The 18,524-nt window shown below is 39.6% G+C and carries 12 protein-coding genes; 8 read left to right on the top strand and 4 right to left on the bottom strand.

What is annotated here, in order from left to right; translation table 11 throughout:
- Nucleotides 1-66: 66 nt before the first annotated feature.
- Nucleotides 67-1,650 (top strand): phytoene desaturase family protein, encoded by a 1,584-nt coding sequence (locus CH367_RS10590; protein WP_100762480.1) that lies wholly within the window; start codon nt 67-69, stop codon nt 1,648-1,650.
- Nucleotides 1,651-1,795: 145 nt separating this feature from the next.
- Here the strand turns inward: CH367_RS10590 and CH367_RS20810 are convergent, their stop codons facing one another.
- Nucleotides 1,796-2,527 carry a hypothetical protein gene (locus tag CH367_RS20810; RefSeq protein ID WP_208861997.1) on the bottom strand — a complete coding sequence of 244 codons (732 nt, stop codon included), beginning with the start codon at nt 2,525-2,527 and terminating at the stop codon, nt 1,796-1,798.
- A gap of 280 nt (nt 2,528-2,807) precedes the next feature.
- Between CH367_RS20810 and CH367_RS10580 the strand changes: the two genes are divergently transcribed.
- From CH367_RS10580 to CH367_RS10560, 5 genes are all read left to right on the top strand, one after another.
- Entirely contained in the window at nt 2,808-3,152 is a 345-nt protein-coding gene (locus CH367_RS10580) for an ArsR/SmtB family transcription factor (protein ID WP_100762478.1), read from the top strand.
- On the top strand, nt 3,149-3,667 hold the full coding sequence (locus tag CH367_RS10575; RefSeq protein WP_100762477.1) for an SRPBCC domain-containing protein: 519 nt from the start codon (nt 3,149-3,151) through the stop codon (nt 3,665-3,667). The genes CH367_RS10580 and CH367_RS10575 overlap by 4 nt, the downstream gene beginning before the upstream one ends.
- Nucleotides 3,668-3,745: 78 nt before the next feature.
- Entirely contained in the window at nt 3,746-4,504 is a 759-nt protein-coding gene (locus tag CH367_RS10570) for a helix-turn-helix domain-containing protein (RefSeq protein ID WP_100762476.1), read from the top strand.
- Nucleotides 4,505-4,569: 65 nt separating this feature from the next.
- Nucleotides 4,570-6,462, top strand: coding sequence for an AMP-dependent synthetase/ligase (locus CH367_RS10565; protein ID WP_100762475.1), 1,893 nt, complete (start codon nt 4,570-4,572; stop codon nt 6,460-6,462).
- Nucleotides 6,463-6,584: 122 nt separating this feature from the next.
- The gene (locus CH367_RS10560; RefSeq protein ID WP_100762474.1) at nt 6,585-7,466 is read left to right on the top strand and encodes an SH3 domain-containing protein; all 882 of its coding nucleotides are present in this window, start codon (nt 6,585-6,587) and stop codon (nt 7,464-7,466) included.
- Between the two features lie 3 nt (nt 7,467-7,469).
- On the opposite strand, the gene CH367_RS10555 is transcribed toward CH367_RS10560, so the two are convergent.
- From CH367_RS10555 to CH367_RS10545, 3 genes are all read right to left on the bottom strand, one after another.
- Nucleotides 7,470-7,979, bottom strand: a complete 510-nt coding sequence (locus CH367_RS10555) for a hypothetical protein (protein WP_125226115.1) — start codon at nt 7,977-7,979, stop codon at nt 7,470-7,472.
- Between the two features lie 456 nt (nt 7,980-8,435).
- The gene (locus CH367_RS10550; protein ID WP_244284548.1) at nt 8,436-9,068 is read right to left on the bottom strand and encodes a hypothetical protein; all 633 of its coding nucleotides are present in this window, start codon (nt 9,066-9,068) and stop codon (nt 8,436-8,438) included.
- Nucleotides 9,065-15,850, bottom strand: coding sequence for an RHS repeat-associated core domain-containing protein (locus CH367_RS10545; RefSeq protein WP_100762471.1), 6,786 nt, complete (start codon nt 15,848-15,850; stop codon nt 9,065-9,067). Before CH367_RS10545 ends, CH367_RS10550 begins: the two co-directional genes overlap by 4 nt.
- A gap of 290 nt (nt 15,851-16,140) precedes the next feature.
- Between CH367_RS10545 and CH367_RS10540 the strand changes: the two genes are divergently transcribed.
- Together CH367_RS10540 and CH367_RS10535 are read left to right on the top strand one after the other, a co-directional pair.
- Nucleotides 16,141-17,052 carry an LA_3334 family protein gene (locus CH367_RS10540; protein WP_100762470.1) on the top strand — a complete coding sequence of 304 codons (912 nt, stop codon included), beginning with the start codon at nt 16,141-16,143 and terminating at the stop codon, nt 17,050-17,052.
- A gap of 37 nt (nt 17,053-17,089) precedes the next feature.
- Nucleotides 17,090-18,502, top strand: coding sequence for an SBBP repeat-containing protein (locus tag CH367_RS10535; RefSeq protein WP_100762469.1), 1,413 nt, complete (start codon nt 17,090-17,092; stop codon nt 18,500-18,502).
- Nucleotides 18,503-18,524 lie beyond the last annotated feature (22 nt).

Below are 18,524 nucleotides of genomic sequence, written 5' to 3'. Positions count from 1 at the left end.
GAGGTTCTAGTTGGATTCAATAATGTAATAACTGTTCACATTGAATGGATCGGGAGGATTTTGTCAATGAATATCGATCAAATAGGAAACGAATTCGATATAATATTTATAGGCTCGGGAATGGGAAGTCTCTGCACGGCCAGCCTTTTAGCCCAATCTTACGGTAAGAAGATTCTTATATTGGAAAAACATTTCCAACCCGGAGGTTTCACGCACGAGTTCCAAAGAAAACAAGGAAAGTATCATTGGGACGTGGGAATCCACTACGTAGGAGACATGCAGGACGACGGTCTTTGCAGAAAGATCTCCGATAAGATCACGCGGAAAAAAGTTCAATGGAAACGTATGGCGGAACCTTTCGAAAGATTGATCTTTCCTTCCGTTTCATTCGACATCTACGGCGATCCCGAAAAATTCAAAGCCGATCTAAAAAATAAATTTCCGGAAGAAACGGAAGCGATCGAACGTTATTTCAAAGACATCAAAAAAACTTCGAATCTGTTCGGCAAATCGATCATGATGCGTCTGGCCCCTCCTCCTTTGGATTCCTTAACGGGTTTATTGGGAGAATCGAATATCGTAACTCTCAAAGAATATCTGGACGCGAACTTTTCAAGCCAGGAACTCAAAGGAATTCTCGCCGCACAATGGGGAGACTACGGCTTACCTCCGTCTAAGGTTGCGTTCGCGATGCACGCGACTCTTGTACAACACTATCTCAACGGCGGTTATTATCCGATCGGCGGAGCCGGAAAAATTTTCGACGCGGTCGAACCGATCATCGAAGAGTTCGGAGGCGCCGTACTTTCTTCCGTAGAAGTTAAGGAAATTCTAATAAAGGACGGAAAGACAGTCGGCGTAAAAGCCAAGGCTCTTCGAGGAGAAGAATCGGAACGGGATTTTTACGCCCCGATCGTCGTCTCATGCGCGGGCGCATATCCGACATATACAAAATTGATTCCGGAAAGTTATCCGATTCCATTTCGAAAAGGTCTAAAAGATTTTTATAATAAAGAAAAAATGACTACAAGCCTTTGTCTTTATCTCGGTTTGTCCGAAAGTCCGGCGCAGTTCGGATTTAAAGGAGAAAACTATTGGATCTTTTCCTCGAGCGATCACGATCAGAATTTCTCGGAAAGAAACGACTGGGTCGGAACGGACGGGGAAATTCCCAATCTCTATCTTTCCTTTCCAAGTCTGAAAAATCCGGAAGCAAAAAATCATACGATGGATGCGATCACTTTCACGGATTACGATCACTTCGTTCCTTGGAAATCGGAACCTTGGAAACGAAGAGGAGAAGAATACAAGCAACTCAAGGATAAAATCATCGAAAGGATTCTGTCCACATTAGAATCTCGTTTCCCCGGAATCACAAAGATCGTCGACTACGCGGAACTTTCGACTCCGATCACAAACGAACATTTCACTTCACATCCGGACGGTGCGATCTACGGATTGGCCTGCGTTCCGGAACGTTATAAAAAGGAAGAATGCCCTTGGTTCAACGTTAGAACTCCGATCGAAGGATTGTATCTCACGGGAGCGGATGCCGCTTCGCCCGGAGTGGCCGGAGCTATGATGGGAGGTCTCGCGGCGGCTCTTGCAATCGCAGGAAACGCGGAACTCCTAAAAGAACTTCGCAACTAAACGGGAAGAATGGAACGAGAAAAACTTCGCGCCATTCGAGTAAAAACCGTTTAAAACAAAATCGGGCCGTATGAAAAAGATGCGGTCCGAAAATATTCTATCTTTAGCATATTCGTAAAGTAGAATTATCGCATCTTCACCTGCATCAAAGACGACTACAACCTTCCGGGTTACAATGAAACGAAACCGGTTTCGAATTCTTATCGAGTTCAAATTCCACCGTATGTCGATGAAACTTCGCCTTGTCTTCGTGAAATTCAAATGTCAGTTTATATTTTCCGGGCAAAAAGAAAAACCGAGTATCCTCTTCGAATTGCGAAGATTGAACGTGATACCGATATAAAAGGGTTCGTTTTTCCGTGCCGATACTCAAAGACAAAGGTTCTTGAAAACCGTTCCAAGTAAGCGAAAAACCGATTTTTGGAGAATCATCCACCGATTGCAATTTTATTTTATGAATTTCTTCAAGAACGTTCCTCCAGTTCGATTTCCAATACGGTTGAATCAAAGTCATACCCGAATCCGATTTGTTATACGTTTCCCGATCGGCTCCGACTTGAACGCTTTCTCCGCCTCGATCGTAAATTTTTTCCGTTCGAGTTCCGATTCGATCAAAACGATTTTTCTGGATCGACGCGTATAAATTTTGAAGCAACTCGGGATCGATTCTAAAACAAAGAATATCTTCCTTTCGATCTTTCTTCTCCTTAACATGCGAAAGTTCTTTTGAAAAATAGAATTCCGTATGTTCGGGCCGCATTCCTCCGCCCCGATGAAACTCCAAATAAAAATCGGCGGGCATCTGTTTCGGTAAGGCGCTCAAACAAACCGTAGAAGAAGTTTGAACCAAGATTAAAATAAGAAATTTGTTAAACATCTGTGCGTTCCAAGTTTACCTAAACCCTATCTAAGAATGAAAATTTGGCGATTTCGATTTCTGTCTTAGAATCCGTAGAATTCTAAACTTCACAACTCGAAAATAATACGGTTGTTAGTGTCTCCGTTTATTTAACCGAGAATCTGCGCATTTTTTGCATTCTCACCTTCGTAAAAAACCGTAAATCCATCGAAATTAAGTCCGAACCAACAAGAATAACCCACTAAAAAGTGTTTGACTATATTCTCATATAACCACTTAATTATATAAGTATATATCTATGCAACAACTCGACGCTACATTTGCCGCACTCGCCGACTCCACACGTCGCGCAATTCTCATGCGCCTTGCCAAAGGCGATATGACCGTCATGGAGTTGGCCAAACCGTTCAAAATGAGTCAACCTGCGATCTCGCGACATCTCAGGGTTCTCGAACAAGCTGGGCTCATATCGACGACCGTCCGAGCACAAGAACGACCGCGGCGACTCGAGACCGCACCTCTAAAAAAAGCAACCGATTGGATCGAAAAATACCGCCAGATGTGGGAAGAACGATACCAAGCGCTCGATGCGTTACTTGTAGAATTACAAACGATACAAACTCAAGGAGATAAACAAAAATGAAAACGAATCAAAGAGAAGTGAAGATGGAATTGAGAGGTGATACGGAAATCGTATTCACTCGTTATTTTGCCGCGCGTCGCGAATTGGTATTCGACTGTCACACAAAACCGGAGTTGATGCGTCGATGGTTGATCGGCCCGGAAGGTATGGTGCTTGATACTTGCGAAGTGGATCTTAAAGTCGGCGGCAAATATCTATTCGTTTATGCGGATGCAAAAGGAAATCGATTCGGTATCTATGGAAACTATCGAGAAGTGACCGCACCGGAAAGAGTAACGAATACCGAAAATTACGCAACGGACATGCCGACCTTCAATTTGAAAACTGCGGTAGAGGATCCGAACGCTATGATCGAAGCGAGAACCTTCACGACGGAAGGCGATATGACGCTTATGACACACGTTTGCAAATACACTTCGGCCGAAGGACGTAAGATGGCGATGGAAACGAACTTCGTCGACGGTATGGGAGAATTCTACCAGCCACTGGATAAACTTTTATCGGAACTCTCGTAACCATGTCTCATTAAAAATGATGACAGTTCTTAAAGAAAATTCTTCTAATATACTTTTGGCGGGAAACGCTCGAGGTATATGAAGAATTTTTTGATATGGAACGATTTTGCTACGTATCGCGGAGACGGGTTTTCAACGAAACGTCACAGTCATTTTTACATTCAGATTAGTTTACCCGATTCCGGTCGGGTTCAATTGCGTACCCGCGACGGAGAATGGAAAACGTATAACTCCGTTTTCATTCCATCCGGCGTCAGCCATGAGATGATCCGAGTGGAAGGGAATCTAACGTTATTTTTTTTAGATCCATTGACCACGGGGTATCATCTTTTTTATGAAAGAAGTTTGGCGGCGAATCACTCCGCATTCGAAGTGGGAGATATATTCACGGACAAAAAGAAGGAACAGATAGCGTCCATTCTAAACCGATCCGATACGGAAGTGCGTACACAACTTCTTGAAATTCTAAATAAAGATTTTCCGATGAGATCCAAAAACGAATTGGATACTCGCATTCAAAAAAGTATATCCAATGTGGAGCTGGACGAATTCTCCCTTTCAAGTTTAGCCTTTGAAGCTCGATTATCGGTCGAACGTTTTCGTCATCTTTTTAGACAAGAAACCGGTGTTCCTTTTTCGGCTTATCGCCTTTGGTTAAAGACAAAGAAGGCCGTTGATAATTTAGCAAATCGTTCGCTCTTAGCGGACGTAGCGCAAGAAGGAGGATTTGCAGACCAATCTCATTTCACTCGTATCTTTCGCAGATCCTTCGGAATCAGCCCCTCCGACTTTACAAAAAAGAAAGAACCGTATAAAGCGATCTTCTTTTCGAAATAGCCGCTCCGTTCAAGACCGTTTTTCGGAAATCGGATATCGTCTTTGATATCGGAGATAATGAAAACATGAGTTCAAAAGTGACGGCGAAGAATTTAGCGGAATTGTTTTATGATACGGCGCAGAAATACGGCGATCAGCCCGCGTTCGGAACAAGAAATAAAAACAAAGAATTCGTTACGATAACGTTCCGAGAAGTTTATGAGAACGGTCTCGCTCTTGCAACGGCGTTAATCGTAGACTTGGGATTGAAAGCTCGCGAACACGTGGCCGTCTTATCCGAGAATAGAAAAGAATGGATCATCGCAAATTATGGAATATTGTTAAGCGGCGCGGCCGATGTCCCGCGCGGTACGGACGTAACCGACGGAGACATTCGTTATATTCTCCCCCACTCCGACGCGAAAATCGTGTTCGTAGAAAATGAAATCATACTGAAGAAGGTTCAGAATAACTTAAATCATCTACCGAACATCACGCAAATCATTCTTATGGATGACGAAGCGGTTATTACCGATAAAAAAATAATTCGAATGGCCGACCTCATCGCTAAGGGAAAAGAATTGCGTGTCTCCGGTAACCGCAAAGTGGAAGAAAGAATCGGTGCGATTCAACCTGATGATCTATTCACCGTCATCTATACTTCCGGAACGACGGGAGAACCGAAAGGTGTGATGTTAACTCATGCCAATATGATTTCTCAATTGCGTAATATTCCGATCGATATCGGACCTAAAGATCGTTTTCTTTCGATTCTACCCGTGTGGCATAGCTTCGAAAGAGTGTTTCAGATGGGAACGATCGCAATGGGAGCCGGCCAGTATTACACGAATGTAAGAAACATTAAGGAAGATTTATTGATCGTTAAACCGACATTCATGGCATCCGCGCCTCGATTGTGGGAAAATATATTTCACGGGATTCAATCGAAAATTCAATCGGGATCGGCGATAAGAAGAATCTTATTTAAGAGCGCTTATTTTTGTGCCCTGAAGGTTCAACGTGCTTTGAATTTTTTTAAAGGAAACCGACTCGATTTAAAAGGTCGGAATATTCCACAATCCTTATGGATGTTCGGACAAAGTTTTCTGTCGATCGGGATATTCATTCTTCCTTATATAATTCTCGACACGATCGTTCTTAAGAAAATTCGACAAGCTACCGGCGGAAAACTGCGCGGCACTGTTTCAGGAGGAGGAGCACTTCCTCTTCATATCGACGAATTTTTTAATGCGATCGGGATTCCTCTGTTTGAAGGTTACGGTCTAACGGAAACCTCCCCCGGTCTTGCGTTTCGTACACCGAATCGTTTGGTGATCGGAAGTGTGGGTCCGCTTTTTCCCGAAGTGGAAATACTTTTAAAAGATGTGGAGAGCGGAAAAATTCTGTATCCGCCTAACAAAGGTGTGAAGGGAGAAATTCATGTGCGCGGCCCTCAGATCATGAAAGGTTACTACAAACGTCCCGATGTCACCGCCAAAGTGATCACCAAGGACGGTTGGTTTAATACCGGCGATCTTGGAATCATTTCGTATAACAATACTCTCAAGATCGTAGGTAGGACAAAAGAGACCGTTGTCTTACTCAATGGAGAAAATATAGAACCTGTTCCGATTGAAAATAAACTCGCACAATCGCCGTTCATCGATCAAGTGATGATCGTTGGACAGGATCAAAGATTCTTAACGGCCTTAGTTCTGCCGGTCCTGGATCGGTTTCAAGACTATGGAAGAACGTATCAAGAACTCGCAGAGAATCCTACGGTGAAAGAAAAAATTTTACGCGAAGTTAAAGACGCAATGAATTCGGAAAACGGATTCAAGAGTTTTGAAAAGGTCGGAGATCTTCGTTTACTTCCGAAGGCATTCGAGGTTGGAGATGAACTTTCCGCAAAGATGTCGATCAAACGTCATGTCATCACCGAGAAATATCAAAAGCTGATCGATTCTATGTATCGGTGATTGTGATTGTGCGGGGCGATTGTGAGGAAATAAATAGAAATAACGGTTGTGTATATAGCCTTAGAATTTAGAATAAAAATGGCTTCGATCTACGAATCTAATAAGACCACAGGAACTTATGAATGCCTTCTATAATTATGATTTTTATTCTAATACTCATTTCAACTTTTAACTGCACATCAAAAGATACGATCCAAGAAAAAAGAAGACCTCTCAAAGGATTTTATTCAGTCAATGCAGAAGGAGGTTTACGATTGCGCGAAAATTCAAATATTCAATCAAAAATTATCCTTACTATTCCCGAAGGTAAAATTGTTAATATTCTTGAAGAGGTCGGAGAGATTGAAACACACAATGATAAAACGGGGAAATGGGTAAAAGTTGAATTTGAAAGAACAACTGGTTATGTATTTGGTCCTTTTCTTGCGAGAGTAAAAAGAGATCTTAATAATTTTAAAGATAAGTTCATAAAACTTGGCAATGGGAAAGATCATACAAAGATCTTTGAGACATTGATAGAAAGCAAATTACCGGAATCTTATGATCAAATCAAAGATCAAAGACCTTATAAATCAAATGAATTTCGACTTGAAAATTATGTTGTTCGTAACAATTATTCTGTAATATCGATCTCCCCTCGCAAAGAGTCTTGCGCAGGGTATTTACATTCTTATTGTTATAATTTTATCCTGAAGAACGGAAAAGTAATCAATACCGATATGAATCGTGAATCATACGGTGAACTTACACATATTTCGAAGAAGGCCGCATTCTTTAATATATCAGGTGGCGAAGGTGATGAATGTGGTGGTGCACTTGAAAGCTATACTATCGCTTTCGTGTTTAAAACAAAGAGAACATTACTTGCAAAAAGCGGATGGAGCGAAACCTGTCCCGACAAATGCCCGTGCGCAAATCCTAAAGTATTTACCAAAACCATTTATGAATATCTTCATGGCGATGGGACTCCATCAGATTCAGAGTTACAAGGAATTTTTAAATAGATTCTAATTCGATAAAGAAGAACGATAACCTCTCTCTTTGATTAACTTCCAGTTCAATTCTATCTGATGCTTCTTCTCGATTTCAACAATGTATTCTTTCACTAAGTGGATCGATTCTTTATCCAAATTCAATAAGTCAGATTTATTTTGGCCTGTTACATTTAGGCCAACGATTCCGCCTGTGGCCAAACTTTTAAGCAGTTCGTCCGTCATTTCGATTTCAATTCCTTCAGACAATGAATCGGACCTTGTGAACGCTCGAATCGGAAGCTTATTAATAATTTGGATCTCCATTGTTTTTCCATTTTGGACGAGTTCAATCTTACCAACGTTTAGAACGGTCGTTGATATAAAATCAAGCTCAGCTTTGTAATGCCACTGGTTCGCATAATAGTAGTGCTTGATTGTAAAACGTGCAGAAAGCCTGTTACTATTCAAAGAAAGGACAAGGCCAACCTGTCTATCCCCATACGATTCGATTCGCCTCATTGGGAAGCAAGATAAGTAAATCATTACGATTATCAAAGCAAATAACCTACACAGTAAAGAATGTTTAAACGATTGCATCGGTTATTTTATAAAAGTAACTCTTAAGGCTTCGATGAAAATTCTATGTATCGCCCCAATATTCAAAAGAATATGAATTTCTATTTTTTTCTTTACTACTAATTTGTATTATTAAAGGAAATCTTTTTTGGTAAGCATAACAAGCAGAAAAAATATACATACCCTTAACGTTTCTTTTGTCCAAATATCAACATTGGTGCCGTAGGTTCTATTGCAACTTGCACAGTTCAATTAAATAATTTGGGGAAGTCTCATGCATAAGGATGCAACCTTTACTCGAAATACATATTAGATCTAATTTCAGAAGAAATAAATCTTCCATCATTACAGGAGATTAACAGTATTGTTAAATAGGATATTAGATATTGTTTGTAAATCTTCAAACTAACTCAACAAATAAATTTATATTTGACCGGAACATGCTCTTTCGTATTCCGAAATAATATCTAATGTTTGCTTATAGAACTTCGATTCTATTGGCATCGAGATAATAGCAGAGTCCCATTTCCAAGGAACAAATAGATAAACAAACCCAATGTAAACCGTAACCGAATCTGAAGTTTCATACGATTGCTGACACTTTGAGCCCCCTCCTACATTCCATTGATGCTTATAGTAATACTCATACCAGGAAGGTATTAAAAATAGAGTAATCGCAGAAAAAAGTGTTACAACGTTTTTTCGCAATTCAGCCATTTCATCAGGATTTCGCTGAGTCATAGTTGATTTAAGTAAAATATTGATATGCTTTCTCGGAGCGTCATTATTGCTTACACTCCGACAAGTCTTGTTTACATCCTCTACGCCTTGACGAATCCCATATTCAAAATTTGAAAGCAAAGATGCTCGATAAAGCCAAGAATTTTTTGAATACATACCACTGTAATCGGAATCTTCTGAGAACTTTAGTTGATAGAACGAACAATCCGATTCGGAACGATTCACTTTTGTTTCTATTTTGTTTTCAATAAAAACACATTCTAAAGAACAAAATAAGAACATCGATAGGTAAATGTTCCTACTTAATCTGATCATGCACCTTCACTCCCTCCAGAGCCTTCTGGAGAATAATCCCCACCCGTTATTCCAGCAGCGATAGTCATTATCCCCCAAACAACCAAAGCTGGATTTCCCGTAAGAAGTCCAATAATTACCATAAAAGCACCACCAAGGATCAAAATGCCGTCCCAGCCTTCTACCCAATTAACTAAATCGCTGTGTTCTAAACTCCAGTCACGCGCATTACTATTTCTTGAATACTTACCGCCGCTTAAAATTTCTCGCACTTCACCATCGATTCCTCTTCCAATTGCTCGCCCTGCTTTATCGACATTCTTAAAGAATTCTCGGGCACCATGATCTGCATTTCTAAGAAGTTCTCGGGCTCCCTTATCCGCATTTTTAAAAATTGGTCTCCAAGTATGATCTACGCTATGAGCAATAGTCCTTCCAATATGATCCGCACTTCGTGCAATCGCTCTTCCAATGTGATCGATACTCCTTCCAATCGCTCGTAGCGTTCCGTCCATTGCTTTTGCAGCAAGAGTGATCCCTCCAGCCATATGCTTAATGATTTCCATAAACATATGCCAAATATTAATTTGGCCACCTGGGTCACGGTAGCTTAGAGGATTGCCCTCTACATACATGTAGAGGTTGCTACCTGAAACAGACTCACCATTTACAACCGAATCCGCCTGTAAGAATCTTGCAATCGCCGGATCATAATATCTTGACTTATAGTATAAAAGTCCGGTTTCTTTGTCTTCCTCTTGGCCAGTGTATTTATTTCTGAATACATCAGGTCCATAGGAATCCGTTCTTAAAATTTCACCGTAAGGCTTGTAAGACACGAAACTCGTTCCAATTGCAGACCCACCCGATATAGGTTTTCCTGCACCATTAGTCGCCATAGAAATAGATCCTAAATGGTTTGGATGAAAGAAAATCATCCCTGGAACCGGAGTTCCTCCAATGTTACCCCCACCGGAGCCAACTCCTGGATTTGAAACAGACGGTGTATCTGTTGGAATCGATGAAGGAAAAACAACCCAAGGAGGGTCACCGTTTTTACTACCGGTTCCAGGTAATAAACCACAGGAATAGAAATTAAATCCCATAAAAACACTTAATAGAAGAATTGGGGTGATCCCTACTTTTGCTAATTCAAAGGTTTGAAATGATTTAGACTTACTTACACTAAAGCCAATAAATCCCATTAAACAGATACCGAATAAGGAAATCATAGTTAAACGGAATTGATTTCCAATCCTTCCGTTCTTAGCTGCAAATAATGCTTCAATACCAGAAAGATAAATATCATATGTTTTATTCTTATAATATTCCCTACAGTCCTTTACTACTCCTTTACAAAGGGATTCTTTAGGATGAAGAAGCGTACCTGCGACGTCCGAAGAATTTTCCATCTCGAACTGAGCGTTACTCAGTAGTGCCACATCTTCCAAAGATAATTGAGAAACAATATCCCCGCCTAATCCTTTAATATACAAGGTATGTAAGGGAGAAAAGCCAGGACGAAAACTTACCTCATAGTCTCCATCAAGACTGACAACGCTAGTTCCATCAGACTGCTTACTCTTTCGGACTCGAGAACCTTTGTAATCATAATCGTAAGTAAGCGTTTCCCCATCTTTTGTGATCATTTTCTGAAGCTTACCCATCGGGTCATATTCCAAGACATCTCCATCGCGATTCGTCATCAAACCAGAGCTATCGTAGGAATATGTTTTGGCTCCTTGCGGAGAAACAATTTGGGTTACAGCATGCAAGTTACTTCCGCTATAAGAGTAAGTATTCGCCCCTTTTTTGATTAGATTACCAGTATCCGAATATTGGTAATCTTCGGTGCCGTATTTACCGCTCGCGTTCGTCAAACGGTTGAAAGAATCATATTGAAAATTCTGTGTTCTTCCCGGATTTTTTAAGTCTTCAATTTTCGTAATATTTCCGGAAAGATCATAGTCGTATTTAAGACTCTCGTATACATCGGAGTCGATGCCAGTTACAATCTCAATCGGCCTCCGATTGATAGGATCAAAATAAATGTTCGTTTGAACCCCATTTCCAACAGTTCGCTGAACCTTAAATTTACCTCCTTCAATTAGAGGCCCGACATAGTTTACAACTGGATGACCGGAACTACTTCCATCAGCAGAGTCCATAGTAATTGAAGTTAAATAACCGGCAGGCGTATACTGATTATGAAGTACAGTTCCATTCGGGTAAGTTAAATTTGTGACACGATTCCCTAAATCGTATTCTTTCAAAAATATTAAAGTGAGATCCTCTTGATTCAAGTATTTACGAATCTTAGTTTGATTCCCTCTTACATCATACTGAAAATCAGTCTTTCCAATAGAATCAATAATAGAAGTGATTCTTCCAACTCCGTTTGTAACACCAGATTCATCGTAATTTAACTGAATGGTTTTCGTGTCATTGGAATTGTTTCCAACAATTCGGATCACCCTATCCAAAGTATCGTATTGGTAAGTCGTATAGGAACCGTTTGCATTTCGTTGCTCTTGCACCTTTCCAGATGGAGATAATTGGAACGTTGTAGATCCCGTATCGACAGTCGATTGTGAAAGCTTTTGACCTAATAAATTATAAGAGAAATTAACGTTTTTACCTTCTGGGTCTCTAATTTGTGTCGTCTTGCTGTTGGCATTGTAAGCATACTGAATCGTTTTTCCATTCTCAGTTTTAGAAAGAAGTTCTCCCAATGCATTTTTTGTGACTGATAATGAATTGATTTGATTTGAGTTAACTGTCGTTACTGACCCCGTAGTAAATCCAGAATAGACTAAATCCGCTTTTTTGCCTGCAGTGTCGGAGATTGTGACTACCTTATTTTCAGAATCATATAAATAAGTAGAAGTCAGGAAAGGAGTTACTCCAATATAAGGCTCTGTCTTATTTTTCAAAAGACCATTCGAGTAGTAAACTCTATCCTCAATAATAATAATTGCATCTGCTGCAAGTGATTCCGATCGAATCACCTGTCCGTATGCATCATGCGTCTCTTGGATCCAAGAATTTCCTGTTTTAGGATCTTGAATTGTTTTTTTGATTTTTTCACCAGAAGGACTACCAGTCTGAATATATTCTACTATCTCGGACCAATCGGATTCTCCCGGATATTTTGTCCCGATCAATCGTCCATAAGAATCGTATAACTTTTCCGATCGATTCCCGTTAGAGTCAATACTCACTAATTCCCCACCGAAAACATAATCATAAGATTTTTGAATCTGCATACCCAAGGAATTCGTAAGTCGGGTAGCGTACGTACGAGCTATAGAATCATATTCAATTAAATTAATATTTCCGCTCGCTTCCCGAATTGAAGTAGGATTTCCGTAGCTGTCGTAAGAAAGGATCGATTGAACAGAATATTCTGTAGTTCCTGCTTTGAGTAGAGTTTTAACATCTGTAGGTAAGTGATTTGAATAGATAATTTCAATCTGAGAAGCGACATTCCCTCCCTTCGACTTTCTTTTCTGAAGAGTTTCAGACAACACCCAATCGGCCAATGACGGATTGTAAATATTATCTTCTCGCAATGTCAGAGAAGCGTTGCCGTCAATTTGAGTTACCTTAGAAAGAATGTTATTGTAATTATCATACGTATAATCAGTCTGCGAAGTCGAAAGCAATGCGTTGTCTTGATACTTTGTATTCACTTCTTGCGACTTTCTTACGTTTATGCTACCAAATGGGCTACCCAGGGAAACAAATGTAGAAGTAACCGAAGACATTAGGTTGTTATTCAGGAAATTATCTCGTTTCGTTTCTAAAGCTGTGAAATTTGGATTTGTCCCCTGATAATAGGAAATATTTTTTTCTCCGGTTCGACTATTCGCTGTTGTAATTTTTGCAAACCCCATCATGGAACGATTGTCTTGATCTTGAATATAAGTTCTTCCGTTTTCAAAAACATATGACTCCGATTCCCCAAGCCCATTTGCAACCTGTGAATAGACATTCGTCGCCACAGAATATGGAGCTAAATTTGGCTTCAAGAACGCGCCAATCGAACTCGCGTTGATTGCATTCACCACGCTTGGATTAGATGAATCATAGGTATTTGCGTAGCTAATCTGAATGCCTTTTTCTTGTACGCTCAAAATATCAGTTAAAAGTCCCTGAGAAATTTTTTTGGAATAAGAAGGCTCAACATAATCAATATTCAAAGCCTTACTATGAGCTGTTTGATTTCTTTCAAATGAATGAAGATTATTAACCAAGGTATCATTGACCAAGTTTCGCATCGATCCCCTGAACCCAATAAAATCGGAGCGTCCATCCTGATTCGTATCCATTGCGACTGAAAAAGAAGCCGCTGGGAAACTTACATCTGCCCCATTTGAATAAAAGAGGCCATTGTTCTTACTTCGAGAATAAGAAACGTAAATAGTTCCGCTTTGAAAACGGATAAAGTCAGCCTTACCGTCTCCATCAACATCCGCAAATGTTTTTGTATTCACAAAGTTACTATAAACTTTAGCACTGTCGGACGCCATCAATGCAGGATTTGGAGAAACAGGAACTGTTTCGTTATAATCAAAGATAACGTCTGTGTTACTATCATCCGAGCCATTCTTTACATGAAATCCGGTGCCCTGAAAAAAGAATGTATAGAAAGAAATAGAGTCTAACGTGCCATCCCAATTCACATCAAACTGCTTAATCTGTGCCCCATCATTTGAAACTTCGAAAGTTGTATCAAAGGAAGAAGTAGATGGGTTATATAGATCAATTTGAAAACCGTTATTAACTAATGAAATTCGATCTGCCGCGCCGTCCCAATTCATGTCGCGCATCGAATAGCGCTTGCTGTTTGCAATACTACTTGATACTTCGTAATAAGGCGTCGTGTAACTAACCGGAAAAGTTAATGGAGATCTTACAACATGGCCGTCAGACAAATAAACATAGAGATTATTATCTGCAGAGAATGTAATTAGATCTAAATAGCCGTCTCCATTGGAATCTGCAAGAAATCGATCTCCTTCCATTCCCGCCACACCAATGTAACTGGATGTAGTTGTTCTAACGGAAAAGTTTCCACCGCTATAACGTAAGAAAGAGATACTCAGATTTTTACTTCCGTCTGGATTATCCGTCATTCTAACATAGTCCGCGATCCCGTCGTTATCCATATCGACAAATTGCCTAAAAGAAGAGCCAATTCCTGGAATACTCAGAACGATTGGATTTGTATTTAAGTTTCCGCCCGATGCCAAATAAATAAGGAAATTATTAGAAGTATCAGTTTGAATAAAGTCACTCTTCCCGTCCGCATTTAGATCCATAAGTCCTTGATAAGAGTTTGGATTTGATTTTAGAATTGCAGGAATGCCAATAGGATTAAAGTTCGCACCAGTTAAACTTAAACTTATATTTAATTCCACATTATCATTCTCTAATGCAATAAAATCTGAGACAAGATCCCCATCAATATCCCCCTGAAAAACTTTTGACTTTTCATTGAATGTAAACGTCTTTCCACCGATCGGCGATGTAGCGCCGGGATTCGCGCTATCATATCGAACTAGTTGATTGCTTTGTTTATTACCTGAAATCCATACTGGCTCAGGAGCTTTTTTCGGATTAAAAGTTGCAAGGAAAGTTTGAGAACCAACAACTCCATTGACGCACACATCACCAATGGAATCCATATAACCCCAACAAGCCAATCCAGCAAACCCACCCGAAATAGCCATGCAAGTTGCATCAGCGGAACACGCGCATACTAAAGCAGCGAAATCACAATCCGACTTGATAGATGAATTTTCGAAGCGATAACTCATGTCAATTGCAGAAGGAGAAGATTTAGAAGTAGAGCCTGCAGTGGGTGAATCGTTATTATAATTGAACGTAACGGGTCCATAGTTTTTACGATCTATCCCAGCGAGCCGATTCTTTTTATCAAAGAGCTCATTGTCATAGGTAAGAGTGTATTTCTCTGCTTCAAGGACTGTTCCATTGTCTTGCTTTTGTGTAACTGAAATAGATCTAATTCTCTTGGTTAATTTAGCTTGAATATTCAAGAAATTTGATTCTACTGCATCATTACGATCTTCTATTTCAAATAGAATAACTGTATTACCTTGATTGTATTCAATTCTGTCTGGAATCGGTATTCCGTTTGAAGAACTATATGGCTGATATTTAATATTGTAACCATTCCCATGTAAATCTCTCACTCGATTAAGCGCCCATATTCTGGAATTTCCGTTGAGATTTCGAATTGTGGCATTTGAATTAGGGTTTTCGGTGGAGGCATCTTCCCCAAAATAATAACTTGTACCATTTCGATCCTGCACTACCCAAGAATCCGATAGTTTCTTAAATTGGAAAAAGGATTCAATTTTAGTATGATAAATGTTAGCTGAAGTTTGAATTAACTTACCAGCAAAACTAACGTAAGCATCATTTCCATCATTGTGAATTCCTTTTGATGGATCGATTGAAATCGTTAAGATACCCGATAGATCCCAACCGCCACCTACCAATCCGTCGTTTTGAAAAGAATTATACTGCAACTCTATGGATGGAGTTATGTCTTTGGTTCCTTTGGGAACTTGAATCGGAATCGAAGCATTCAAGGCTCCGAAAGAATCAACGACTATCTCAGGAAGAGGTTGAGGAATTCCCGTTTCGGAACTTGGACCAGAAAGAGAAAACATCTGTAAAAATGGAAAAGCAGCGATGCTTGAAACAACAATTAAAAGAGCGAGAGCGGTTTTAAGAATACTTGCACGAGTAAAAATCAGTACATTAAATTTCATTTTATAAATAGTTTCCTAAGATGGTATGAATGTATCATAGTGAGTCTTTTTTAAGCAACCTCAGTCAATGCTTTTTCTACATATTTGCATCAAATATATTTCCATTTATTTTCAATTGAATTACTTTATTCATAATTTTGCTGTCTTTAGCTTAGATTCACTTGACTATAAGCCATTAGGTGAGTTTTTGACTTATAGAATTCTATGCGTATTAATAATATGTTCTATTTTTTAAATTGCGAAATAACAAGTTCTCAAATTATAAATTATATCAAATAGTTTCTTAAATTATGTCCAACTACCAGTTTTTCTCTCGCAAAAGCACGTTATTCGTTCTGCTTCTATTTTCTTCATGGTTTGGCACCTCAGCGCTTGATCCCGCCGAAATTGTCCTGAAAGACGGCTCAGCGTTTATTGGTAAACTCCAAGAAGAGTCCGATATTCGAGTGAAATTTCTTTGGAAGGAAAAGAGTTACGAAATTCCAAGGAAGGATATTGCCTCCATTGATCCCACAAAAAACGGATCAGACACCTCTTATCACTACACCTCTTTCCAATTAAAAGATGGTAGCACTATCAAGGGTGTTGTCGCAGAAGATTCAGATAAGGAATTGATGATCAAAACTGATTTGGGTTTTATTCATATAGATAGGAACAAGATCCGATCTTCCGATGCACCTGAAACTCTGAATCCAGTTTTAAATCCCAAGTATTTAAACACAGGTGATAAAAACTGGAATCACAAAATTGGTTTTTCAATTCAAGCATTGGCAAATGGCTCGCCTCTCGGAGCCTCAAATCCAGCTACCTTCGGCGGGGCGATGTATTTAGAACCAGCTTTCTTTGAATTACTTAAATTCAGACCAGGCATTCGATTAGAATATCAAGTATCTAATTCAAACGCATCGAATTACTCTTTTCTAAATCAATTTTTTTACTTCAATCGCTCTTATCGCATTGGAGAAAGTTTAATCTGGGATTTCTATTCTAATATTGGAATTGGTACATCGACCGTACAATATTCCGGTAATGGTCAGAAACTTTCGGGAACGAATCCGGCAGTTTATTTTGAAATCGGATGGCAAGGTCTGCAAATCAGGTCAGTTGTGTTTCGAACCGGTATACGTTCAACTTGCATTTTTGAATCGAATGGTCAAGTCTGCAACGCTGGCATCGAATTGGGAGCTTTATTGATCTTATGATTCTACCTTACTTAAATTCATGTTTAAGGAAATTAATATGAACAAAATCAAATCAATAATCAGTAAGCTATTATTAGCCCTCGTTATAATGGGAGCATTTTCCAATTGCAAAAATGAAAAAAAGGGGGCGAAGGACCTTGAGTTACTATCCATCTTACAATTATTATCTGGCTTCAGTCTTCCAGGACCAAAGCCGGAATGGACTCGAATATTAGGAGCGACTTCAGGGGGAGTTCAAGTTAAGTCGATTACTTCCGATTCGAATAGCAATGTCTATGTAACGGGGCAAGCTGGTGGTAACGTCGATGGTCAAGGTATCACTGGCTTTTACGATCTTTTTGTTTCAAAATACAATTCTTCAGGCTCCAAGCAATGGACTAAATTAATGGGGGTTGCTGGAGACCAAACAATTGCCTACGGAATCGCATCTGATTCTTTGGGAAATGTATATGCAGTCGGAGAAACTAATGGAGCACTGGATGGAGAAGCGTTCTTCGGAACTTCTGATTTTGCTGATCGCAACTTTTTCATAGTGAAGTTTGATTCCAATGGTAATAAACAATGGACTCGATTATTAGGGGTAACTGGTTACACTAGCGCTTCATCAGTAACGACTGATACCAATGGAAATATCTTTGTAACAGGCACTTCAATAAGCGGTTTAGATGGACAAACTTTTTCCGGCGGTGGGTCTGGATATTTCATAGTAAAATACAACTCATCTGGAACAAAGCAATGGACAAAGTTATTTGCAGGTCCAAAGCCAACTGGTATAACTTGTGATCTTAACGGAAAAATTTATTTAACTGGCTTAACTAGTAATATGACTACTATGGATGGAGTGGCTGTCAATGGAACGAACGATGCTTTCTTAATCCAATTTGATGCGAACGGGAATAAATCTTGGACAAGGTTAACAGGAGCTACTGGCAAAGATACACGTTCAAATGGTATTACAACAGACTCATCTGGTAATATTTATCTCACTGGGTCTACGAACGGAAGCATCGACGATCAAATAAAATCTGGCGGCGTATTGGATTTACTCATTATTAAATTTAATAGTAGTGGAAATCGCGTTTGGACTCGCCAGGTTGGATTTACTGGTAATCCCTTTGCAGTTTCGAATAAAACTTCCACGGGTATGGGAGTCAAAGTTGGAAAAGATCAAGAACTGTATGTTACTGGTTTTACAAATGGCAATTTAGACAATCAAACTCATTCTGATCCAACAAGTGATAGAAAGAATCTGTTTCTTACCAAATACGATTTTAATGGAAACAAAATTTGGACTTCTATCGCTGGACAGAAGGGGTATATTTCTGAATCCTACTCAATCACAACAGATCCGCAAGGGCATCCATATTTAACAGGCTATACCAATGGGCCTTTAAATGGGGAATCTCTTGCAGGTAGTGGATCAAATTTGTTCGTAATAAAATACCAATGAAATTCTCCATCCTCGCTTTCGG

The sequence above is a fragment of the Leptospira barantonii genome, assembly GCF_002811925.1.
GTDB lineage: Bacteria > Spirochaetota > Leptospiria > Leptospirales > Leptospiraceae > Leptospira > Leptospira barantonii.
The sequence above is the reverse complement of the archived record's forward strand: the minus strand, read 5'-3'. Positions and strand labels throughout refer to the sequence as shown.